20 protein-coding genes and 1 pseudogene are annotated in these 22,659 nt (G+C 70.9%); 12 read left to right on the top strand and 9 right to left on the bottom strand.

All coding sequences use genetic code 11. The features are described from left to right. Positions 1–4 precede the first annotated feature (4 nt). Positions 5–1,780 carry a biotin carboxylase N-terminal domain-containing protein gene (locus MQE23_RS16760; protein ID WP_020274364.1) on the bottom strand — a complete coding sequence of 592 codons (1,776 nt, stop codon included), beginning with the start codon at positions 1,778–1,780 and terminating at the stop codon, positions 5–7. A gap of 344 nt (positions 1,781–2,124) precedes the next feature. Between MQE23_RS16760 and MQE23_RS16755 the strand changes: the two are divergent. After that, positions 2,125–2,599, top strand: a pseudogene (locus MQE23_RS16755) (hypothetical protein). On the opposite strand, the gene MQE23_RS16750 reads toward MQE23_RS16755, so the two are convergent. The 4 genes from MQE23_RS16750 to MQE23_RS16740 form a co-directional block, all read right to left on the bottom strand. Beyond that, complete coding sequence (locus tag MQE23_RS16750) at positions 2,568–3,188, bottom strand: nucleoside triphosphate pyrophosphatase (protein ID WP_020274362.1); 621 nt, start codon at positions 3,186–3,188, stop codon at positions 2,568–2,570. The pseudogene MQE23_RS16755 and the gene MQE23_RS16750 overlap by 32 nt on opposite strands. Positions 3,189–3,220: 32 nt before the next feature. After that, positions 3,221–3,349 carry a hypothetical protein gene (locus MQE23_RS43525; protein WP_010045609.1) on the bottom strand — a complete coding sequence of 43 codons (129 nt, stop codon included), beginning with the start codon at positions 3,347–3,349 and terminating at the stop codon, positions 3,221–3,223. Between the two features lie 78 nt (positions 3,350–3,427). Continuing rightward, a complete protein-coding gene (locus MQE23_RS16745; protein WP_031132777.1) occupies positions 3,428–3,637 on the bottom strand; it encodes an acyl-CoA carboxylase epsilon subunit in 210 nt (69 codons plus the stop codon). 24 nt (positions 3,638–3,661) lie between these two features. Beyond that, positions 3,662–5,263: an acyl-CoA carboxylase subunit beta gene (locus MQE23_RS16740; RefSeq protein ID WP_020274360.1), complete on the bottom strand. Its 1,602-nt coding sequence runs from the start codon at positions 5,261–5,263 to the stop codon at positions 3,662–3,664. 110 nt (positions 5,264–5,373) lie between these two features. Between MQE23_RS16740 and MQE23_RS16735 the strand changes: the two genes are divergently transcribed. Both MQE23_RS16735 and MQE23_RS16730 read left to right on the top strand, forming a co-directional pair. Beyond that, a complete protein-coding gene (locus tag MQE23_RS16735; protein WP_037670763.1) occupies positions 5,374–6,240 on the top strand; it encodes a biotin--[acetyl-CoA-carboxylase] ligase in 867 nt (288 codons plus the stop codon). 264 nt (positions 6,241–6,504) lie between these two features. Continuing rightward, complete coding sequence (locus tag MQE23_RS16730; protein ID WP_020274358.1) at positions 6,505–7,608, top strand: adenylate/guanylate cyclase domain-containing protein; 1,104 nt, start codon at positions 6,505–6,507, stop codon at positions 7,606–7,608. An 18-nt stretch (positions 7,609–7,626) separates the two neighbouring features. Here MQE23_RS16730 and MQE23_RS16725 read toward each other — a convergent pair whose 3' ends face one another. Further along, entirely contained in the window at positions 7,627–8,262 is a 636-nt protein-coding gene (locus MQE23_RS16725; protein WP_020274357.1) for a hypothetical protein, read from the bottom strand. Between the two features lie 215 nt (positions 8,263–8,477). Between MQE23_RS16725 and MQE23_RS16720 the strand changes: the two genes are divergently transcribed. From MQE23_RS16720 to hutH, 3 genes are all read left to right on the top strand, one after another. After that, positions 8,478–9,278 (top strand): enoyl-CoA hydratase-related protein, encoded by an 801-nt coding sequence (locus MQE23_RS16720; protein WP_020274356.1) that lies wholly within the window; start codon positions 8,478–8,480, stop codon positions 9,276–9,278. A gap of 93 nt (positions 9,279–9,371) precedes the next feature. Further along, positions 9,372–10,523, top strand: coding sequence for a GGDEF domain-containing protein (locus tag MQE23_RS16715; protein WP_243379501.1), 1,152 nt, complete (start codon positions 9,372–9,374; stop codon positions 10,521–10,523). A 92-nt stretch (positions 10,524–10,615) separates the two neighbouring features. Then, positions 10,616–12,154 (top strand): histidine ammonia-lyase, encoded by a 1,539-nt coding sequence (hutH, locus tag MQE23_RS16710; protein ID WP_037673652.1) that lies wholly within the window; start codon positions 10,616–10,618, stop codon positions 12,152–12,154. Positions 12,155–12,211: 57 nt separating this feature from the next. On the opposite strand, the gene MQE23_RS16705 is transcribed toward hutH, so the two are convergent. Next, positions 12,212–12,526 carry a hypothetical protein gene (locus tag MQE23_RS16705; protein ID WP_243379500.1) on the bottom strand — a complete coding sequence of 105 codons (315 nt, stop codon included), beginning with the start codon at positions 12,524–12,526 and terminating at the stop codon, positions 12,212–12,214. Between the two features lie 109 nt (positions 12,527–12,635). On the opposite strand from MQE23_RS16705, the gene MQE23_RS16700 reads away from it, so the two are divergent. The 3 genes from MQE23_RS16700 to MQE23_RS16690 all read left to right on the top strand — a co-directional run bounded on the left by MQE23_RS16700 (position 12,636) and on the right by MQE23_RS16690 (position 18,123). Then, positions 12,636–12,968 (top strand): hypothetical protein, encoded by a 333-nt coding sequence (locus MQE23_RS16700; RefSeq protein ID WP_243379499.1) that lies wholly within the window; start codon positions 12,636–12,638, stop codon positions 12,966–12,968. A gap of 277 nt (positions 12,969–13,245) precedes the next feature. Further along, on the top strand, positions 13,246–14,493 hold the full coding sequence (locus tag MQE23_RS16695; protein ID WP_037673663.1) for an Ig-like domain-containing protein: 1,248 nt from the start codon (positions 13,246–13,248) through the stop codon (positions 14,491–14,493). A gap of 315 nt (positions 14,494–14,808) precedes the next feature. After that, positions 14,809–18,123, top strand: coding sequence for a S8 family peptidase (locus MQE23_RS16690; protein ID WP_037673655.1), 3,315 nt, complete (start codon positions 14,809–14,811; stop codon positions 18,121–18,123). A gap of 87 nt (positions 18,124–18,210) precedes the next feature. On the opposite strand, the gene MQE23_RS16685 is transcribed toward MQE23_RS16690, so the two are convergent. Beyond that, complete coding sequence (locus MQE23_RS16685) at positions 18,211–19,131, bottom strand: helix-turn-helix transcriptional regulator (protein ID WP_020277028.1); 921 nt, start codon at positions 19,129–19,131, stop codon at positions 18,211–18,213. A gap of 179 nt (positions 19,132–19,310) precedes the next feature. On the opposite strand from MQE23_RS16685, the gene MQE23_RS16680 reads away from it, so the two are divergent. The 3 genes from MQE23_RS16680 (at position 19,311) to MQE23_RS16670 (ending at position 21,714) form a co-directional block, all read left to right on the top strand. Beyond that, on the top strand, positions 19,311–20,351 hold the full coding sequence (locus MQE23_RS16680; protein WP_020277029.1) for an NAD(P)-dependent alcohol dehydrogenase: 1,041 nt from the start codon (positions 19,311–19,313) through the stop codon (positions 20,349–20,351). 106 nt (positions 20,352–20,457) lie between these two features. Continuing rightward, complete coding sequence (locus MQE23_RS16675; RefSeq protein ID WP_020277030.1) at positions 20,458–20,841, top strand: VOC family protein; 384 nt, start codon at positions 20,458–20,460, stop codon at positions 20,839–20,841. Between the two features lie 111 nt (positions 20,842–20,952). Beyond that, positions 20,953–21,714, top strand: a complete 762-nt coding sequence (locus MQE23_RS16670) for an NAD(P)H-binding protein (RefSeq protein WP_243379498.1) — start codon at positions 20,953–20,955, stop codon at positions 21,712–21,714. Between the two features lie 17 nt (positions 21,715–21,731). Here MQE23_RS16670 and MQE23_RS16665 read toward each other — a convergent pair whose 3' ends face one another. Beyond that, complete coding sequence (locus tag MQE23_RS16665) at positions 21,732–22,658, bottom strand: DUF5829 family protein (RefSeq protein WP_020277032.1); 927 nt, start codon at positions 22,656–22,658, stop codon at positions 21,732–21,734. Position 22,659: the final 1 nt, after the last annotated feature.

Here is a 22,659-nt window from a genome sequence, read left to right as displayed (position 1 = left end):
TCGCTCAGTCCTTGATCTCGCAGATCGCCGCGCCCGACGTGACCGACGCGCCGATTTCCGCGCTGAGGCCCTTGATCGTGCCGGACCTGTGGGCGTTGAGGGGCTGCTCCATCTTCATGGCTTCCAGGACGACGATCAGATCGCCTTCCTTGACCTCCTGGCCCTCCTCCACCGCGACCTTGACGATCGTGCCCTGCATGGGGGAGGCGAGGGTGTCGCCGGAGGCGGCGGGGCCCGACTTCTTCGCCGCGCGGCGCTTGGGCTTGGCCCCGGCCGCGAGGCCCGTGCGGGCGAGGGACATGCCCAGGGACACCGGGAGGGAGACCTCCAGGCGCTTGCCGCCGACCTCGACGACCACCGTCTCGCGCCCGGGCTCCTCGTCCGCCTCCAGGGCGTCCGCGGCCGCCGCGAACGGCTTGATCTCGTTGACGAACTCCGTCTCGATCCAGCGGGTGTGGACCGTGAACGGGTCGGACGAGCCGGTGAGCTCGGGTGCGAACGCCGGGTCCTGCACCACCGCACGGTGGAACGGGATCGCCGTCGCCATGCCCTCGACCTGGAACTCCTCCAGGGCACGCGCGGCCCGCTCCAGCGCCTCCTTGCGCGTGCGGCCGGTGACGATCAGCTTGGCCAGCAGGGAGTCCCACGCCGGACCGATGACCGACCCGGACTCCACGCCCGCGTCCAGACGGACACCCGGGCCGGACGGCGGGGCGAACGTCGTGACCGTGCCGGGGGCCGGCAGGAAGTTGCGGCCCGGGTCCTCGCCGTTGATGCGGAACTCGAAGGAGTGCCCCCGCAGCGCCGGGTCGTCGTAGCCGAGCTCCTCGCCGTCGGCGATGCGGAACATCTCGCGGACGAGGTCGATGCCGGCGACCTCCTCGGTGACCGGGTGCTCGACCTGGAGACGGGTGTTGACCTCCAGGAAGGAGATCGTGCCGTCGTTGCCGACGAGGAACTCGACCGTGCCCGCGCCGACGTAGCCGGCTTCCTTCAGGATCGCCTTGGAGGCCGAGTACAGCTGCTCCACCTGCGCGTCGGACAGGAAGGGGGCGGGTGCCTCCTCGACCAGCTTCTGGTGCCGGCGCTGGAGGGAGCAGTCACGCGTGGACACCACGACCACGTTGCCGTGCTGGTCGGCGAGGCACTGGGTCTCCACGTGCCGCGGCTTGTCGAGGTAGCGCTCGACGAAGCACTCGCCCCGGCCGAAGGCCGCCACGGCCTCGCGGACCGCCGAGTCGTACAGCTCCGGGACCTCTTCGAGCGTGCGCGCGACCTTCAGACCGCGGCCGCCACCGCCGAACGCCGCCTTGATGGCGATCGGCAGACCGTGCTGCTCGGCGAAGGCGACGACCTCCTCCGCACCGGACACCGGGTCGGGCGTGCCCGCCACCAGCGGGGCGCCCGCGCGCTGCGCGATGTGCCGGGCCGCGACCTTGTCACCCAGGTCGCGGATCGCCTGCGGGGGCGGGCCGATCCAGATCAGGCCCGCGTCCAGGACCGCCTGCGCGAAGTCCGCGTTCTCGGAGAGGAAGCCGTAGCCGGGGTGGATCGCGTCCGCGCCCGACTCGCGGGCGGCCTTCAGCACCTTCTCGATGTCGAGGTAGCTGGTGCCCGGCGTGTCACCGCCCAGGGCGAACGCCTCATCCGCGGCGCGGACATGCAGAGCGTCCCGGTCCGGGTCGGCGTAGACGGCCACGCTCTTGATGCCGGCATCCCGGCAGGCCCGGGCCACGCGGACAGCGATTTCGCCACGGTTGGCGATGAGCACCTTGCGCACGATGAGGCTCCCTCCTTGAAACAAGCCGAGTTTAGGGACTGCCGACACGGCACTTCGACCCGTCCCCAGTGGTGAGCTTGCCCACACGGAGCGTGATGCGAGGCTCGCTCGACCCGCAAAATCCCTTGTCGCACCGCGATACGCGGTACTCCTCCGGGAAACCCTAGCCCTCCCCTGTGGTCAAGGTCTCTGTCATCACGTGCTGCGGGCCACTCGGTTTCTTTGTGGAGTCCCTACGAATGGCCCAATGATTCTTTGCCCGCCGCAGAACCCTTGTCCCAGGGTTTACTCGTTAGTAGCGTTCGCGATGTCTCGAACGTACTAGGGGTAAGTGGGTGGGCCCGGTGGTGCGCAGGCCGGTGGCGTGGATCGTGGCGGTGTTGCTCTTCGGTGAGGCGCTCGGCATCGCCGCGCTGAACTGGTTTCTCGGCGTCGTCGTCGACCGGCAGGAGATGTCCCTGGCCGGGCTCGACCCGCACATGATGTCCGTGTCGTCGAAGATCGGCGGGATCGCCTTCGGCCTACTTCGCGCTGTGCGGCCTGGTCGCCCTGCTGGTGGCGCTGCGGGACCGGCCCCCGGCGGGCTTCGGGCGGGTGCTGCTGATCAGCGCGGCGGTCGTGCACGGGCTGCTCGGCGCGTTCACCTGGGGGCTCGTGGGCTGGCCCGCGTTCCTCTTCATGGTGCTGGTGCTCGGTCTGATCGTGCTGGTGCTGATGACGTACGACCGTCCGGCCGAGCCCGCCGACGCCGCGCCCCAGGACGGGGCGGGCGGCGACGGCTCCCCGGTCACTTCTCCGCCGGCGCCCACAACTCCGTGATCCCGACGCCCAGTTCGGCGAGGAGCCGCCGTACGAGGGGCAGGCTGATGCCGATCACGTTGCCGTGGTCGCCGTCGATGCCGTCGATGAACGGGGCCGAGCGGCCGTCCAGCGTGAACGCCCCGGCGACGTAGAGGGGTTCGCCGGAGGCGACGTAGGCGGCGATCTCCTCGTCGGTGGGGTCGCCGAAATGGACGACGGTCGACGCGGTGGCGGAGGCGTAGCGGCCGGAGAGCGTGTCGTAGACACAGTGGCCGGTCTGGAGGGTTCCGGCGCGTCCGCGCATCGCCTTCCAGCGGGCGGTGGCCTCCTCGGCGTCCTCGGGCTTGCCGAGGGCCTGGCCGTCCAGGTCGAGCACCGAGTCGCAGCCGATCACGATCGCGCCCTTGGCCTCCGGCCGGGCCGCCACGACGGAGGCCTTCGCCTCGGCCAGGGCGAGCGCCAGCTCGGCGGGGGTGGGTGCGGTGACGGCGTCCTCGTCGACGCCGCTCACGATCACCTCGGGGGCGAGACCGGCCTGGCGGAGCAGGCCGAGCCGGGCGGGGGACTGGGAGGCGAGGACGAGTCGGCGGCGCGGCTGATCTGTCATGCGTTCAGCGTATCGGCGTCACCTGTCGCCTCTCACCTCACGCCGATCACGATCATCGCCAGCACCATGGCCAACGCCATGAGAACGCCCAGCCGCCGAAGCATGTCCTGCGTGTCCCGCAGCTCTTTCGGCGGTTCGTTCTCGGGGTCGGACCACAGCATGCCTTCCATCGTCGGACCGGGGGTGGGGGCGACGCCTGAGTACGAGTACTCAACTTGTCCGGCCCCCACCCCTAGGGGTCAGCCCGGCCAGTACGTGCGGCCCCAGGCCGCCGGCCCCGGCTGGGGCAGGCGGTGAGCTGCGATGCGGGACGGGTCGGACCAGGAGTCGCGGGTGGCCGGCGCGCCGGGCGGCGTTGCGGCCGCCGCCGCGGCGCGGGCCCTGACCACCGCCAGGGCGGCGGCCAGCTCCTCCGGGGTCGGGTTGCCCCGTACGACCTTGATCGTCATGTGGGCCTCCTGGGCTCGCCGGGACTAGAGGGGGATGTTGCCGTGCTTCTTCGGAGGCAGGGATTCCCGCTTCGTACGCAGCTGACGCAGGCCGCGTACGACGTGCCGGCGGGTCTCGGACGGCAGGATCACCGCGTCGACGTAGCCGCGCTCGGCCGCGACGTAGGGGTTGAGGAGGGCGTCCTCGTACTCCTGGATCAGCCGGGCCCGGACCGCCTCCAGATCCTCGCCGCCCGCCTCGGCCTCGGCGATCGTGCGGCGGTGCAGGATGTTGACCGCGCCCTGGGCGCCCATGACGGCGATCTGGGCGGTGGGCCAGGCGAGGTTGAGGTCGGCGCCCAGGTGCTTGGAGCCCATGACGTCGTAGGCGCCGCCGAACGCCTTGCGCGTGATGATCGTGATCAGCGGGACGGTCGCCTCGGCGTAGGCGTAGATCAGCTTGGCGCCGCGGCGGATGATGCCGTCGTGCTCCTGGTCGACGCCGGGCAGGAAGCCGGGGACGTCGACGAAGGTGATGACCGGGACGTTGAAGGCGTCGCAGGTGCGCACGAAGCGGGCGGCCTTCTCGCTGGCCTTGATGTCCAGGCACCCGGCGAGCTGCGTCGGCTGGTTGGCGATGATGCCGACCGGGTGGCCCTCGACCCGGCCGAAGCCGGTGACGATGTTCGGCGCGTACAGCGGCTGCGTCTCGAAGAACTCGGCGTCGTCCAGGACGTGCTCGATCACCGCGTGCATGTCGTACGGCTGGTTCGCGCTGTCCGGGACGATCGTGTCCAGCTCGCGGTCCTCGTCGGTGACCTCCAGGTCCGCCTCCTCGGGGAAGGCCGGCGGCTCGGAGAGGTTGTTGGACGGCAGGTACGACAGCAGCTGCTTGATGTACTCGATGGCGTCCTTCTCGTCCCCCGCCATGTGGTGGGCGACTCCGGACGTCGAGTTGTGGGTCCTGGCCCCGCCCAGCTCCTCGAAGCCGACGTCCTCGCCGGTGACGGTCTTGATGACGTCGGGGCCGGTGATGAACATGTGCGAGGTCTGGTCGACCATGACCGTGAAGTCGGTGATGGCCGGGGAGTAGACGGCCCCGCCCGCACACGGGCCGACGACCAGGCTGATCTGCGGGATGACACCCGACGCGTGGGTGTTGCGGCGGAAGATCTCGCCGTAGGCACCGAGGGAGGCGACGCCCTCCTGGATCCGGGCGCCGCCGGAGTCGTTGATGCCGATGACCGGGCAGCCGGTCTTCAGGGCGAAGTCCATGACCTTGACGATCTTCTGCCCGTAGACCTCGCCGAGGGCCCCGCCGAAGACGGTGAAGTCCTGCGAGAACACGGCGACGGGGCGGCCGTCGACGGTGCCGTAACCGGTGACGACCCCGTCCCCGTACGGCCGGTTCTTGTCGAGGCCGAAGTTGGTGGAGCGGTGCCGGGCGAATTCGTCCAGCTCGACGAAGGAGCCCTCGTCCAGCAGGAGTTCGATCCGCTCACGTGCCGTCAGCTTGCCCTTGGCGTGCTGCTTCTCGACGGCGCGTGCGGAGCCGGCGTGCGTCGCTTCCTCGATGCGGCGCTTCAGATCCGCGAGCTTGCCCGCGGTCGTGTGAATGTCAGGCTGCTGCTCTTCCGGCTCGGACATCGGGATGCGGCTCCCTGCCTGCTCAAAAGGGGGGACGGTTACTCATCCGTAGAGTAGTGGGGTGCCTCGGTATCGGCAGTGCGGCGTTTACCACACCTAGGGTGGGTTGCATGACGCCGCGAGATGCATCAGAGCCGAACGGTAGCCGTTGGTCCGACCTGGACCGTCCGCCCCTCAACATCACCGCCCTGCGCCGGGGCCTGGTGCATGAGGGCGGGCTGTGGTCCGAGGTGGACGTGGTGCAGCGCACCGGCTCCACGAACTCCGACCTGGTGGCCCGGGCGGCCGAGGGCAGGGCCGCCGAGGGTGCGGTGCTCGTCGCCGAGGAGCAGACGGCAGGGCGCGGGCGTCTCGACCGGCAGTGGACGGCGCCGCCCCGCTCCGGTCTGTTCTTCTCCGTGCTGCTCACGCCGGGCGAGGTGCCCGTGGAGCGGTGGGGGTGGCTGCCGCTGCTCACGGGTGTCGCGGTGGCGACCGGGCTGTCGCGCGCTGCGGGTGTCGACACGGCGCTGAAGTGGCCGAACGACCTGCTGGTCACCGTGCGGGGCGAGGAGCGCAAGGCCGGGGGGATCCTGGCGGAGCGGGCGGGGGACGGCGGGGTCGTCATCGGGGTCGGCATCAATGTGACGCTGAAGGAGGACGAGCTGCCGGTGCCCACGGCGGGGTCGCTGGGGCTGGCCGGGGCGGTGAGCACGGACCGGGATCCGTTGTTGCGGGGGGTGCTGCGGGCTCTGGAGGAGTGGTACGGGAAGTGGCGTGCGGCCCGGGGTGACGCGGGTGCCTGTGGGCTGCTGGAGGCGTACGCGGCGGGGTGCGCGACGCTCGGGAGGGAAGTACGGGCGGAGTTGCCGGGGGATCGGGCCGTGGTGGGGGAAGCGGTTGCGGTGGACGGGGACGGGCGGTTGGTGCTGGCCACGGGGGAGGGGGTGCAGGAGCCTGTCGGCGCGGGGGACATCGTGCACCTGAGGCCTGCGTGACGGTTGCTCGGCGTTGTCGCTCGGGTCGGGGCGTTGCGCAGCCCGGCGCTGCGGGGTGCCGCCCGCGCCCACCCGTGCCGCCCCAGGCGGCACGCATGCCCGCGGATTACGGCAGCGCCGGCCTTCGCAGCGCCGGGTGCCTCGGACACGCCGGGTACCTCACCCCACCCCCCGGCCGAACCTAACGGAGTGAGCTGGCGCACACCTGCCGTAGAGTTGAGGCCGGTCGATACATGACCGTGACAGATCGGAAGGGCAGCACGCGTGACCGTCGACGACTCGGGTTCCGGCGAGGACGCGCAGGGCGCCGACTCCGGCGAGGATCCGCTCGCCCTGCGCCTCGAAGGGCTCATCCTGGGCGCCGAGCGCCGCTACACCCCGTTCCAGGCGGCCCGCAGCGCCGGCGTCTCCATGGAACTGGCCTCCCGCTTCTGGCGGGCCATGGGCTTCGCCGACATCGGCCAGGCCAAGGCGCTCACGGAGGCGGACGTCCTCGCGCTGCGGCGCCTCGCCGGTCTCGTCGAGGCGGGGCTGCTGAGCGAGGCGATGGCCGTACAGGTGGCCCGGTCCACCGGGCAGACCACCGCGCGGCTCGCCGAGTGGCAGATCGACTCCTTCCTGGAGGGGCTGACCGAGCCGCCCGAGCCGGGCATGACGCGCACCGAGGTGACGTACCCGATCGTCGAGCTGCTCCTGCCCGAGCTGGAGGAGTTCCTGGTCTACGTCTGGCGGCGGCAGCTCGCCGCCTCGGCCGGACGGGTCGTGCAGGCCGCCGACGACGAGGAGATGGTGGACCGGCGGCTCGCGGTCGGCTTCGCCGATCTGGTCGGGTTCACGCGGCTGACCCGCCGGATGGAGGAGGAGGAGCTCGGCGAGCTGGTCGAGGCCTTCGAGACCACCGCCGCGGACCTGGTCGCCGCGAACGGCGGCCGGCTGATCAAGACTCTCGGCGACGAGGTGCTGTACGCCGCCGACGACGCGGGCGTGGCCGCCGAGATCGCCCTGCGGCTGATCGAGACCATGGCGCACGACGAGACGATGCCGGAGCTGCGCGTCGGCATGGCGTTCGGCACGGTGACCACCCGTATGGGTGATGTCTTCGGTACGACCGTGAACCTGGCCTCCCGGCTCACCTCGATAGCTCCGAAGGACGCCGTCCTCGTCGACACCGCCTTCGCCGAGGAGCTGATCCGCACGCAGGACGCCCCCTCCTCGGAGGCGGAGGCGGCCGAGGAGGCCGCGGCGGCGGAGAAGGAGGGCGAGGAGCCGCCGGCGTACCGGTTCGCGTTGCAGCCGATGTGGCAGCGGCCGGTGCGTGGGCTGGGCGTCGTGGAGCCGTGGCTGCTCACGCGACGGGACAGCGGCTGACGAGGCCGACGCGGGCGCTCAGTCCAGCGGGTCCACACACACGCCGATGACCGGCACGCACAGGTCCGGGTCCTGCGGTTTCTCCGGCTTCTCGGGCTTCTCGGGCTCGGGTGCCGGGGCAGGTGTGGTCCGGCTCGGTGGTGAGGGCTGGGTCGGGGCCGGGCGTGGGGCCTCGCCCCTGGACGTCGGCGCCGGGGGGTTCGTCGTGTCGGGGACGGTCGTGGTCCGGGGATTCGCGGCCGTATCCGCCCCTCGGGTGTCGATGGACGTGGACGGGGCGGGCGGGGCGGCGACCGGGCCGCGGGTGCCCGGCGACGGGGTCAGGCCGCCCAGGGCGGTGGGTGACGAGGGGCTCGCCTCGGGGGTGGCGGTGGCGGCGGTGTTCGTGGCCTCGTCCGTGCCGGTCGTGACGGGGTCCGGGCGGGGCTCGGCCTCGACCGTGCCGACACTGTCGGTGCTGGGGCCGGGGCCGGAGGTCAGACGTACGAGGCTCAGGGCGCCGGCTGCCAGGGCGAGGCCGCCGGCGGCGAGCAGGGCCTTGCGGGGGCGGGGTTTGCGGTGGCGGCCGCCTCGGGCGCGGGGTGAGAAGGAGTCGGTTTCCCCCGGTGCTCCGGTGTCCCGCTGCGGCTTCGCCGACGTGTTCGTCGTCGTCATGGTCCCTCCCCGGTACGCACGCGCCCCCAGTGCGCCGTGGCGGATGCACGCTATGCGCTCCCATGGGCGATCGGACCGGAGTTGGGCTGATGTCACTCGAACGGGTGGGCGGGGTCGTGGTGCGGGAACCGGACGCGTCCGCTCTTTCGCGGGTGGGGTGGGGCTGCGATGATCGGAGCGGTGATGTTGTTAACCCGCGTTAACCGGAGGGTGTCATGAGTGAGGAACGGTTCGGGGAGTTCGTGCTGGTGCGGCGGCATGAGCAGGGACATGTCGCGGAGCTCGTCCTCGACCGGCCCAAGGCCATGAACGCGGTGTCGACGGAGATGGCGCGGTCCCTCGCCGGGGCCTGTGCGGCGCTGGGGGAGGACCGGGACGTACGGGTGGTCGTACTGACCTCGTCGCATGAGCGAGCGTTCTGTGTCGGGGCCGATCTGAAGGAGCGGAACTCCTTCAGTGACGCGGAGCTGGTGCGGCAGCGGCCGGTGGCGCGGGGCGCGTACACCGGGGTGCTGGAGCTGCCGGTGCCGACGGTGGCGGCGGTGCACGGGTTCGCCTTGGGGGGCGGGTTCGAGCTGGCGCTGGCGTGTGACGTGATCGTGGCGGACCGGACCGCGGTGGTGGGGCTGCCGGAGGTGTCGGTGGGGGTGATTCCCGGAGGCGGGGGGACGCAGTTGCTGCCGCGGCGGGTGGGGGCGGCGCGGGCGGCTGAGCTGATCTTCTCGGCGCGGCGGGTGGAGGCCGCTGAGGCGGGGGAGTTGGGGCTGGTCGATCAGGTGGTGGAGGAGGGGCGGGACCGGGAGTCGGCCTTGGAGCTGGCCGCTCGGATCGCCGGGAATTCGCCTGTGGGGTTGCGGGCGGCGAAGCGGGCGTTGCGGTTGGGGCAGGGGCTGGATCTACGGGCCGGCCTCGAGGTGGAGGACGCGGCCTGGCGGTCTGTGGCGTTTTCGGGGGACCGGGCGGAAGGGGTCGCTGCGTTCAATGAGAAGCGCAGGCCTCAGTGGCCGGGCGAGTGAGCTGAGGTCGCTGGGCCGGCCGTGGGGCGTCCGGTTCTCCCCGTTCGCGCCGTCAACCGAACCAAATGGCTGGAAACTGCCTAGCCTGGGGTGATGGGTGAGGACAGACGGCTCGTGGCTGTCGTCGCGTTGGCTCAGGGGATGGCGGCCGCGCACGGGTTGCATGAGGCGTGGCGTGCGGCGGCCGTCGGGGCGTGCCGGGCGCTGGGCGGGAGCTTTGCCGCGCTGTCGGTGTGGGAGCGGGAGCTCGGGCGGCTGAAGGTCCTCGTGAACGTCGGTGAGCTGGCCGAGGGGGAAGAGGAGTTCCCGGAGGACGAGTCCTACCCGGTGCACCAGTTCGCGGAGATCACCGAGTTCCTGCACGAGCAGTGGGCCGGTGGCGGGGAGCCGGACGCCTGGGTGGAGACCGCCGAGGGGCCTGCCGCCGGGCGGCGTCCCGGGTACTGCCACCAGCGCGTCGCCGCCCTGCGCCGCCGGGGCCGCGGCTGCTGCGTGGTCGCGCCCATCGTGCTGCACGGCAGGGCCTGGGGCGAGCTGTACGTCGCCCGGCCGGCCGGGGAGCCCGTCTTCGAGCGGGCCGACGCCGACTTCGCCACCGTCCTGGCCGCCGTCGTCGCCGCCGGCATCGCCCAGACCGAGCGGCTGGAGGAGGCCCGGCGCCTCGCGTTCACCGACGCGCTGACGGGACTGGCCAACCGCCGTGCCGTCGACGTACACCTGGAGCAGGCGATCGAGCGGCACCGCAGGGACGGAGCCGTCGTCAGCCTCGTCGTCTGCGATCTGAACGGGCTCAAGCGCGTCAACGACACCCACGGGCACGCCGCCGGCGACCGGCTCCTGGAGCGTTTCGGCTCGGTGCTGTCGCTGTGCGGGGCCATGCTGCCGGGGGCCCTGGCGGCACGGCTCGGCGGGGACGAGTTCTGTCTGCTCGCGGTCGGGCCGCCCGCCGACCAGGTCGTGAAGGCGGCCGGTGAACTGTGCCGCCGGGCAGCGGAGTTGGAGCTCGGGGACGGCGTGGCCTGCGGGGTCGCGTCCACCGAGGATCCGATCGGGCCGGTGCGCTCCGCCCGGCGGCTGTTCCGGCTCGCCGACGCGGCCCAGTACCGGGCGAAGGCCGAGCAGGCCACGCGGCCGGTCGTCGCCGGGCGGGCCGGGCCCGACGACCCCGTCGTGCGGCTCGCGGACGAACCGTCCCGGGAGACCGACGGCGAGCGCCGGCGCTTCCGGGGGCGGCACGCACCCTAGGGACGGCCCGCGTGTGACGTATCGGTAAGGGGTGAACCGGGTCCCCAGTGGTGACATCATCGAATTCACTGCGTACGCTCCTGAATATGGATATGCACACTGTGGTGGTGGGGACGTCCGGGGTGACCGCGTCCGACGTGCTCGCCGTGGCGCGCGGCGGCGCCCGCGTCCAGCTCTCCGAGGAGGCGCTGGCCGCCCTCGCCGCGGCCCGCGAGATCGTGGACGCGCTGGCGGCCAAGCCCGACCCCGTGTACGGCGTGAGCACCGGCTTCGGTGCCCTGGCGACCCGGCACATCAGCCCTGAGCTGCGCGCACAGCTCCAGCGCAACATCGTCCGCTCGCACGCCGCCGGCATGGGGCCGAGGGTGGAGCGGGACGTCGTACGGGCCCTGATGTTCCTGCGGCTGAAGACCGTCTGTTCCGGGCACACCGGCGTACGGCCCGAGGTCGCGCAGACCATGGCCGACCTGCTCAACGCCGGTATCACCCCGGTCGTGCACGAGTACGGCTCCCTCGGCTGCTCCGGCGACCTCGCCCCGCTGTCCCACTGCGCGCTCGCGCTCATGGGCGAGGGCGACGCCGAGGGCCCCGACGGTGTCGTACGCCCGGCCGCCGAACTGCTGGCGGCGCACGGCATCCAGCCGGTCGAACTGCGTGAGAAGGAAGGTCTCGCCCTCCTCAACGGCACCGACGGCATGCTCGGCATGCTGGTCATGGCCCTGGCCGACCTGGACATGCTCTACCGGTCCGCCGACGTCACCGCCGCGCTGTCGCTGGAGGCCCTGCTCGGCACCGACAAGGTCCTCGCGCCCGAGCTGCACGCCATCCGGCCGCACCCGGGGCAGGCCGCCAGTGCCGCCAACATGCTGGCCGTGCTGAAGGGTTCGGGCCTGACCGGGCATCACCAGGACGACGCGCCCCGCGTCCAGGACGCTTACTCGGTGCGCTGCGCCCCGCAGGTCGCCGGGGCCGGGCGGGACACCATGGCCCACGCCCGGCTGGTCGCCGACCGTGAGCTGGCCTCCGCGGTGGACAACCCGGTGGTGCTGCCCGACGGGCGTGTGGAGTCCAACGGCAACTTCCATGGCGCGCCGGTCGCCTACGTCCTGGACTTCCTCGCCGTCGCCGTCGCCGACCTCGGCTCCATCGCCGAGCGGCGCACCGACCGGCTGCTCGACAAGAACCGCAGCCACGGCCTGCCGCCCTTCCTCGCCGACGACGCCGGCGTGGACTCGGGCCTGATGATCGCCCAGTACACCCAGGCCGCGCTGGTGAGCGAGCTGAAGCGGCTCGCCGTACCGGCGTCCGCCGACTCGATCCCGTCCTCCGCCATGCAGGAGGACCATGTCTCGATGGGCTGGTCGGCCGCGCGCAAGCTGCGCACGGCCGTCGACAACCTCACCCGGGTCCTGGCCGTCGAGCTGTACGCCGCCACGCGCGCGATCGAACTGCGCGAGGGGCTGACCCCGGCGCCCGCGACGCGGGCGGTCATCGACGCCCTGCGGGAAGCAGGGGTTCAGGGTCCGGGCCCGGACCGGTTCCTGGCGCCCGACCTGGCCGCGGCGGACGCGTTCGTGCGCGACGGGCGGCTGCTGGCCGCGGTGGAGACGGTCACCGGTCCGCTCCAGTAGGCAGGAGAGGGCCGCCCGGGGCCCCGCCGTGCGGCGGGGGTCCCGGGCGCGTGAATCTCAGAAGCCGAGCCGTTCCCGGCGGACCGAGTACGCGACGAAGCCCGCGCCCAGCGTGAGGAAGAACGTGCCGCCGATGACGTACGGCGTGCTGTCGAAGCTGCCCGTGTCGGCGAGGCGGGTGCCGGTGACGGAGTCGCCCGCGGTCGTGGCCGCGATCCGCGCCTGCTCCGTGACCTGCGGCGACGGGCTCGCCGCGACCGCGTCTCTCACCGGCGAGTCTGACGTCGCGTTGGCGGACGGGACGAACCACAGGGCGCCCAGCAGGGTCGCCGCGGCGGTGGCGGTCAGCAACGGACGGCGAGCGGATGACACGGAATATCGATCCCCTTGTGGCGCTGGCGAATTGGCCGTGTGGGGCGATGTTAGTGAAAGTCGCGGGTCACGGGAAAGTCACGGGAGGCCCTGGACGTACGCTCGCGCCATGAGCACTCCAGAGAAATCACGTTTTGTCCGGCTTCGGGTGGAACTCGTTCTTGAAGTCGAGGACGCGGACGCGATCACCAAAGCCGCGCTGCGCCGGATCGCCGACGACGGTGAGATGCCGACGGCGGAACGGGCCCACGGCGAGGCCGCTGTGACGGAAGACACTGCCGAGGCCCTCGCATACCTCGTGGACCCGTTCGACCTGGTCAGCCAGGTGCCGGGGGTGGAACTCCAGCAGGCCTCCTGGAGCAGCGAGCGGATCGACTACGACCCCGATTCGCCGGACTGGGACCTCGACGAGGATGATGTAGACGACGACAGTGACAGCTGAGGCACTTGAGAAAACAGTGACCCCGGGCGGCAACCGTCGTCCGGGGTCTCTGCGTCTCAGGCGGCGCACCGCCCTGAGCCGCACCGTCCGCGCCCGTGCGCCGTGGACCGGCGCGGGCGTGGTGATCCCCACACGTGCGCGACATGGGGAACCGGACGAACCAGTCGTAGCGTTGAAAGTTCCGGGCGAGGACTCACGAGTCCTGACGGGGGCACTTGGACTTTTGACGGGGACACTCGGGGTTTTGGGGAAATCGGCAACGATGGAGAAGCGTGTGATGACGGTCAGTAAGCGGCGCAAGGGCCTGACGGTCGCGTCCGCACTGCTCGGCGGAGTGCTGGTGCTCTCGGCCTGTTCCGGCGGCGATGACAGCGCCTCCGGGAGCGACGGCGGCAGCTCCCAGTCGAAGGTCGACGAGGCCGCGGCCAAGAAGGCCTCCAAGGCCCAGATCAAGATCACGCCCGAGGACGGCTCCGACAACGCCTCCATCAACAACTCCGCCGCCGTCACCGTGAGCAAGGGCACGCTCACGAGCGTCAAGATGACGACGTCCGACGGCACGGAGGTCAGCGGCCAGATATCCGCCGACAAGACCAGCTGGAAGCCCAGCACGCAGCTGGAGCGCTCCACCACCTACAAGCTGGCGGCGGAGGCGAAGGACTCCGACGGTCGTGTCGCCCACGAGAACGCCTCGTTCACCACGGTCTCCCCGGCCAACAGCTTCATCGGCACCTTCACTCCGGACGACGGCACCACCGTGGGCGTCGGCATGCCGGTCTCGATCAACTTCGACAAGGCGATCACCAACAAGGCCGCCGTCCAGAAGGGCATCAAGGTCAGCACGACCAGCGGCCAGGAGGTCGCCTGTCACTGGTTCAACGCCAACCGCATGGACTGCCGTCCCGAGGACTACTGGAAGGAAGGCTCCACCGTCACGCTGAAGCTCGCGCTCGACGGTGTCCAGGGTGCCGAGGGCGTCTACGGTGTCCAGCAGAAGACGGTCACCTTCAAGATCGGCCGCAACCAGGTCTCGTACGTCGACGCGAAGACGAAGCAGATGAAGATCACCCAGGACGGCAAGGTCGTCCGGACGATCCCGATCTCCGCCGGCTCGCCGGCGAACAAGACCTACGAGGGCATCATGGTGATGTCCGAGAAGTTCAAGGAGACGCGCATGAACGGCGCGACCGTGGGCTTCACGGACGACGACGGCAAGGGCGAGTACGACATCAAGGACGTGCCGCACGCCATCCGCCTGTCCAGCTCGGGCACGTTCATCCACGGCAACTACTGGGGCGCGAAGTCCATCTTCGGCAACGTGAACACGAGCCACGGCTGCGTCGGTCTCCAGGACGCGAAGGGCGCGAACGACCCGAACACCCCGGGCGCGTGGTTCTACAACAACTCGATGATCGGTGACGTGGTGGTCGTCGAGAACACCGGCGACAAGACCGTCGCGCCGGACAACGGCCTCAACGGCTGGAACATGAACTGGGCCGACTGGAAGGCCGGTTCGGCGGTCTGACGGCGCCGTAGCTGCACTCAAGAGCCGCCGCTCTGCCCCGATTTGGGGGGCGAGCGGCGGCTTCCGTTTCTCCGCGGCTCTGGTGTCAAGGAGAACACGCGTGCGCAATGGTCCTACCCTGTAACGGAGTTCCGGCAGCCGTGTAACAGCCGGCCCACGGATTTCTTACCTCTCTCTCAACTATTGAGTGCCTGATCACCCGTCGGCATACTGCGTATTCCGGGGGGTGTACGTCCATGCGTACGAGACCACCCCCGGCCGGGTGAACGGGGAATTCGCCCGGTACTTCTGCAAGGGGGAAACTTGCGCAGACAAGTGAAAAGGGCGTGCGCGGCCACGGTCGCCACAGCAGCAGCCGTGGCCCTGGCGGCGGGTATGACCAGCCCGGCGTCGGCGAACGGCGAGCAGACGACCGCAGCCGCGAAGCAGGCGTCGGTCACCGCCAAGCACCGCATCACACTGATCACCGGCGACCGGGTCGTCCTGGACGCCAAGGGCCGGGTCATCGGTCTGGAGCGGGCCAAGGGACGCGAGGACATTCCCTTCCAGGTCCGCAAGCTCGACGGCCACACGCTCGTGATCCCGGCCGACGCGGCACGCCTGGTCGCCACCGGCAAGCTCGACCAGCGGCTCTTCGACGTCACCGAGCTCAACAAGTCCGCGACCCGCAAGGCCCAGAAGAAGGGCCTGAAGGTCATCGTCGGCTACCAGGGCAGCGCCGCGGCCACCAAGGCCGACGTCCGCGACGCCGGCCGGCTGAGCCACGCTCTGAAGACCGTGAACGCGGACGCTGTTCAGACGCCGCAGGAGGACGCGCCCGAGCTGTGGGACGCGGTCACCAACGGCGACAAGACCGCCTCCGGTATCGCGCACGTCTGGCTCGACGGCGTCCGCAAGGCCAGCCTCGACAAGTCCGTCCCGCAGATCGGCGCCCCCAAGGCGTGGGCCGCCGGCTACGACGGCAAGGGCGTGAAGATCGCCGTCCTGGACACCGGTGTCGACGCCACCCACCCCGACCTCAAGGGGCAGGTGATCGGCGCCAAGAACTTCACCACCTCGCCCGACACCACCGACAAGGTCGGCCATGGCACGCACGTCGCCTCCATCGCGGCCGGTACCGGCGCGAAGTCCGGCGGCAAGTACAAGGGTGTCGCGCCCGGCGCGAAGATCATCAACGGCAAGGTGCTCGACGACGGCGGATTCGGCAGCGACTCCGAGGTCCTCGCCGGCATCGAGTGGGCCGCCGCGGAGGGCGCCGACGTCGTCAACATGAGCCTGGGCGGCGGCGACACGCCCGCGATCGACCCGCTGGAAGCGGCGGTGAACAAGCTGTCCGAGGAGAAGGGCATCCTGTTCGCCATCGCGGCCGGCAACGAGGGCGACTTCGGCGAGCAGACCATCGGCTCCCCGGGCAGCGCCGAGGCGGCCCTGACCGTCGGCGCGGTCGACGACAAGGACGTGCTGGCCGACTTCTCCAGCCGCGGCCCCGGCATGGACGGCGCCCTCAAGCCCGACGTGACCGCGCCCGGCGTGGACATCACCGCGGCCTCCGCCCCCGGCAACCAGATAGCCGCCGAGGTCGGCGAGAAGCCGGCCGGCTACATGACGATCTCCGGTACGTCGATGGCGACCCCGCACGTCGCGGGCGCCGCGGCGCTGCTGAAGCAGCAGCACCCGGAGTGGAAGTACGCCGAGCTGAAGGGCGCCCTCACCGGCTCCACGAAGGGCGGCAAGTACACGCCGTTCCAGCAGGGTTCGGGCCGCATCCAGGTCGACCAGGCCATCAAGCAGTCCGTGATCGCCAACCCGTCCTCGGTGAGCTTCGGCGTCCAGCAGTGGCCGCACACCGACGACAAGCCGGTCACCAAAGAACTGACGTACCGCAACCTCGGTACGAAGGACGTCACGCTGAAGCTGGCGTCGACCGCCACCGACCCGAAGGGCAAGGCCGCTCCGGCCGGCTTCTTCAAGCTCGGCGCCACCTCGGTGACCGTCCCGGCCGGCGGTAAGGCCTCCGTCCCGTTCACGGTGAACACCAAGCTGGGCGGCACGCTCGACGGCGCCTACTCGTCGTACGTGACGGCGACGGGCGGCGGCCAGACGGTCCGCACGGCCGCCGCGGTGCAGCGCGAGGTCGAGTCGTACGACGTCACGCTGAAGTTCCTCGACCGTGACGGCAAGCCCGCCAAGAACTACAGCGCCGACCTGGCCGCCGTCTCCGGCCTCGGCAAGGGCAAGTTCTACGCGCCGTACGACGCGGACGGCACCGTCACCACCCGGGTGCCCAAGGGTGGTTTCATCCTCAACACCAACATCTTCGTGGGCGACGACCCCGAGAAGTTCCAGGGCGCCGACTGGCTCGCCCAGCCCAAGCTGGACGTCACCAAGAACACGACGGTCACGCTGGACGCCCGCAAGGCCAAGCCGGTGGACATCACCGTGCCGGACAAGGCCGCCAAGTCGGAGTTCGCCTCGCCCGACTACACGGTGGAGACGAAGGACTCCAGCTACGGCTTCGGCTGGTTCCTCGACTCCTACGCCGACATCCGCACCGCGCACGTCGGCCCGCAGATCACCGACGGTTCCGTGACCCAGCAGTGGGACGGCCACTGGACCAAGGGTGACAAGGAGCAGTACGACGTCACCGGCGGCGGCAAGGTCAAGCAGCTCGCCACCGGCTACACCAAGCACTACAAGGCGAGCGAGCTCGCCACGGTGAAGGCGGGCCTCGGCGCCGCGGCGAAGGGCAAGAAGGGCGCCATCAGCGCCGTCGGCTGGCTGCCGTGGAGCAACAGCGCCTCCTCGATCGGCATCCAGCAGTCCCTGCCCAGCACGCGGACGCTGCACCTGTCCACCGTGGGCGATGTGAAGTGGCAGCTCGAGTTCGCCCAGTCCGGCGGTGTCGACGAGGACGGCTTCCCGATCGACGAGGCCGGCTACGCGATGGGCACGCACAAGTTCGCCGCCGGCAAGACCTACTCGAAGACCGTCAACACGGCCGTCTTCGGACCGCGTCTCAACGCCGACTTCGGCCTCTTCCGCGAGGACAACCAGATCTACGGCTCCCTGCCGCTGTTCGCGGACGGCAAGGGCAACGCGGGCTACTCGACCTTCTCCGCGGTCGACACGACGCTGTACCGCAACGGCAAGAAGGTCGGCAGCAACGACGACCCGCTGTTCGGCGAGAAGCAGTTCAAGGTCCCGGCCGGTGACGCCGAGTACAAGCTGACGACGTCGGTCAAGCGCAGCGTCAAGGTCGCGGCGGCCTCCACCCGCATCGACGCGAGCTGGACGTTCCGCTCGAAGAAGACCTCGGGCATCAAGCAGCTGCCCGCCTCCACGGTCCGCTTCAACGCGGTCACGGGTCTGGACAGCAAGGTCCCGGCCGGCAAGACGGTCAGTGTCCCGGTCACCGTCGAGGGCGCGGCCAAGGGCAGCAACCTGAAGTCGCTGTCGGTGTACGTGTCGTACGACTACGGCAAGACCTGGAAGAAGCTCACCGTCAAGAAGGGCAAGGTCAGCTTCAAGAACCCGGCGAAGGGGAAGGCCATCTCCTTCCACGCCAAGATCGCCGACAAGAAGGGCAACAAGTCGACGATCTCGATCTACAACGCGTACTACGGCAAGTGAGACGCCGCCCTGCGCCGCAGGGTGAGCTGTAGGACTCGTCGGTGAGCGGCCCGTCGGAAGCCTCGGTTTCCGGCGGGCCGTTCCCGTTCACCGGGCCGGTGTACCGCTCCCCGCCCGGGTCGCGTCCGCGCCCCAGCTCGCCAGCAGCCGCAGCGCCTCCGCCGACGGGGAGCCCGGTTCCGCGTGGAACGTGATCAGGGACTGCTCGGCGTCGTCGACCAGGCGGAACGTCTCGAAGGACAGGGTCAGGTCGCCGACCAGCGGGTGGCGCATCCGCTTCACGCCGTAGCTCTTCTCCTTGACGTCGTGCGCGGCCCACAGCCGGCGGAACTCCTCGCTCTTCACGGAGAGCTCGCCCACCAGGGCGGACAGCTTCGGGTCGTCCGGATGGCAGCCCGCGTCCATGCGCAGATAACCGACGATGTCGGACGCCTTCTGGTCCCACTCGACGAACAGCTCGCGGTAGTCGGGCCTGAGGAACACCAGCCGCGCCCAGTTCCGCTCCGGCGCCGGCAGCTCCGCCCAGTCGCCGAAGAGGGCCGCGGCCATCCGGTTCCAGGCCAGGATGTCCGAGCGGCGCCCGACGACGTACGCCGGGACGGTGTCGATCGAGTCCAGCAGATGCCGCAACGCCGGCCGCACCTGCTGGGCCCGCGCCGTCTGCTTCTTCTTGTGCTGCTTCGGCTTCGCCAGGTGCATCAGGTGGGCGTGCTCGGCGCCGGTCAGCCGCAGGGCGCGCGCGATCGCGTCCAGCACCTCCGCGGAGACGTTGCGCCCGTTGCCCTGCTCCAGGCGTGTGTAGTACGCCACGGACACCCCGGCCAGCTGCGCCAGCTCCTCACGGCGCAGCCCCGGCACCCGCCGCCGCCCGAAGTCGGGCAGCCCCACGTCCTCCGGCTTCAGCCGGGCACGCCGGGTGCGCAGGAACTCACTGAGCTCGGCACGCCGGTCCAGGCCCCCGCCGGTCTGCGGTGCGGGCTCCTGTACCGGTTCGGGCTGTTCGTCCATGCCCCCAGTTTGCACGGTCGTACGCACACGAGCCTGACCCCGCCAGTGGTACGCACGCTGTGCGTACGCAAAACCGTGGTCTGGGTAGACGCTCGCGGGTTTGGCACGGTGGTGATCGTGCCCGGTCAGAAGATCCAGAAGGCAGCCGGGCACGGAACCCTGCTAGGAGAACCCCCGGCATGACCACTGTTGCTGCGTACGCCGCCCCCGCGCCCAAGGCTCCGCTGGAGCGCACCACCATCGAGCGCCGTGAGGTCGGCGAGTTCGACGTCCTGATCGACATCAAGTTCGCCGGTATCTGCCACTCGGACATCCACCAGGCCCGCGAGGGCTGGGGCGAGGCGATCTTCCCGATGGTCCCCGGCCACGAGATCGCCGGTGTCGTCTCCGAGGTCGGCTCGGGCGTCACGAAGTTCGCCGTCGGCGACCGCGTGGGCGTCGGCTGCATGGTCGACTCCTGCCGCGAGTGCGAGAACTGCAAGGCCGGACGCGAGCAGTACTGCGTCAAGGGCAACGTCCCGACGTACAACGGCATCGGCAAGGACGGCGAGCCCACCTACGGCGGCTACTCGCAGAAGGTCGTCGTCGACGAGAACTTCGTCGTCCGCATCCCCGACGGCCTCTCCCTCGACGTCGCCGCGCCGCTGCTGTGCGCCGGCATCACCCTCTACTCCCCGCTGAAGCGCTTCGGCGCCGGCCCCGGCAAGAAGGTCGCGATCGTCGGCCTGGGCGGCCTCGGCCACATGGGCGTGAAGATCGCGCACGCGCTGGGCGCCGAGGTGACGGTGCTGTCGCAGTCCCTGCGCAAGCAGGAGGACGGCCTGAAGCTGGGCGCGGACCACTACTACGCCACCAGCGACCCGAAGACCTTCGAGGAGCTGGCCGGCACCTTCGACCTGATCGTCTCCACCGTCTCGGCCCCGCTGGACTTCGGCGCCTACCTGTCGCTGCTGAAGACCGAGGGCACGCTGGCCAACGTCGGCGCCCCCGAGGAGCCCATCTCCCTGAACCTCTTCTCGGTGATCGGCGGCGGCAAGTCCCTCGCCGGTTCCATGATCGGCGGCATCGCGGAGACCCAGGAGATGCTGGACTTCTGTGCCGAGCACGGCCTCGGTGCCGAGATCGAGCTGATCCGCGGTGACCAGATCAACGAGGCGTACGAGCGGGTGGTCGCCAGCGACGTGCGCTACCGGTTCGTGATCGACACGGCGACGATCTGATCCGTATCGCCCCGTGAGGGCCCCGGCCGCGTGCCGGGGCCCTCAGCGCCGTCCGGGCAGCCTCAGCGGGTACCGCCGTATCGTGGAGTGGGAGGGGAGGCCCGCCATGACCGTGCAGCTGAACCACACCATCGTCGTCGCGCACGACAAGCGCGTGTCGGCCCGGTTCCTCGCCGACATCCTGGGGCTGGACGTGGGCCCGCCCTACGGCCCGTTCCTCCCGGTCGAGATACCCAACGCCGTGACGCTCGACTACATGGACAGCCCCGGCGCCATCACGCCGCAGCACTACGCCTTCCTCGTCTCGGAGGACGAGTTCGACCAGATCTTCGCGCGGATCCAGCAGGCCGGTCTGACGTACTGGGCGGATCCGTTCCACAGCCGTCCCGGCGAGATCAACCACAACGACGGCGGCCGCGGCGCGTACTTCGACGACCCCGACGGCCACCGCCTGGAGATCATCACGCGGCCGTACGGCAGCGGCGGGTGATCTCCCGGAGCGCTCCGCCCGTCACATCTCCCCGCCGGCCGCCGTCATAGCGGTGAAGGCACACGAGAGGCGCCCGGGCGAGGCCCGGGCGCTCCGGACAGGGGAGCAGTCATGACGACACCCATCCTGGTCACTGGTGGCACGGGCACGCTGGGCGGTCACGTCGTCCCGCTGTTGCGCGCCTCCGGCCACGACGTGCGGATCCTCACCCGGCGCCCGCGCCCCGCCACGGCCGGTGTCGAGTACGTCACCGGCGACCTGCTGAAGGGCGAGGGCGTCGAGGCCGCCGTCGACGGCGTGGAGACCGTGCTGCACCTGGCGGGCGGACCGAAGGACGACGACGAGGCGACCCGCACCCTGGTTCGCGCCGCGTCGGCAGCGGGCGTACGGCACCTGGTGTACATCTCGGTCGTCGGCGCGGACCGGGTACCGCTGGCCTGGATGCGGACGAAGCTGGAGTCGGAACGGGCCGTCGCCGACTCGGGCATCCCGTGGACGATCCTGCGCGCGGCCCAGTTCCACGACCTGGCACTGACCATGGTCGAGAAGATGGCGAAGCTGCCGGTCCTCCCGGTGCCCGGCGGCCTCCGGCTCCAGCCGGTGGACTCACGGGAGGTCGCCGCCCGCCTCGCGGAACTGACCCTCGGCGCCCCGTCCGGCCTCGTCCCGGACCTGACCGGCCCGCACCTCTACGATCTCGCCGCCCTGGCCCGCCCCTACCTCCGCCGCAGCGGCCGGCGCCGCCCGATGCTGCCGGTGCGCATCCCCGGGAAGGCGGGGCGGGCGTACCGGGCGGGGGCGAACCTGACGCTGGAGGGGGCGGAGGAAGGGAAGCGGACCTGGGAGGAGTTCCTGGCGGAGAAGCTGCGCTGATCCTTGCCGGCCGGGTGTCAGCGGGCCGTCGGCCGGTCCTGCCGGTCCTGCTCGCCGAAGGTCCACACGGCACGGGACCCCGGGCCGACGACGAGGGCGGAGTGACCGATCCGCTCCTCGTGCCGGTACGACACCGGCCTGTTCAGCGACATCTCGACCTGCCGCAGTCCCACCTGGTCCAGCGGCACGGCGTCGAACCGCAGCGTGGTGCCGCCGCCCTTCGCGACGGCGCCCCCGCCGGGCAGGGACCGGACGGCGAACCCTCCGGCCTTCAGCAGCGGCAGCGTGTTGGCGAGGTCCCGGGCGGTCACCGCGAGCCGGATGCCGGTCACGTCCCGCATCAGGTGGTCGCGGTAGGCGTCGGGCAGATAGCGCTCCCGGCCCACGTCACCGGGGTGTGCGGCGGGCTCGGTCTTGCTCCGGGGGTCGGCGAAGTACTCCGGCCGGTACTCCATGCCCCAGGCGCCGAAGAGGTCGTACTCCTCGGTGGTGAAGACGGCGTCGAACCAGGGCACCGGGACGCCGTCGCCGAAGTCGCGGGTCTGCCGGAACTCGACGGGGTCGCTGATCCCCAGCTCGCGCAGCCGCGCGGTCACCGTCGCCAGGTCGCCCTCCCGCTCGGCCGAGACGCCCATGCCGCCGGCGCCGAGGGTGCCGTCCTTGCCGGGGACGTCACCGATCCCGAACAGCTCGATGTAGGTCTCGCGGCCCATCAGATAGCGGCCGGTCCAGGTCTGCCCGCCGGCACCGGTCGTGGTGCGGACCTGGAAGTTCGCGAAGTCCCGCAGATAGGCGGAGTGCTCGATGGCGTCGGCGGTCTCCCGGTCGAGGACGCCGTAGGCGTGGTTGTAGAAGAGGAGCTGCCGTGCGCCGTCCTCGGCCTGCGCGGAGCTCACTCCGCCCTGGACCGCCCCCGCGAGGGCCAGGGCGACGACCATGATCATC

This window comes from Streptomyces sp. HP-A2021, assembly GCF_022807935.1.
Classification (GTDB): Bacteria; Actinomycetota; Actinomycetes; order Streptomycetales; family Streptomycetaceae; genus Streptomyces; species Streptomyces afghaniensis.
This window is presented reverse-complemented; position numbering and strand designations above follow the sequence as displayed.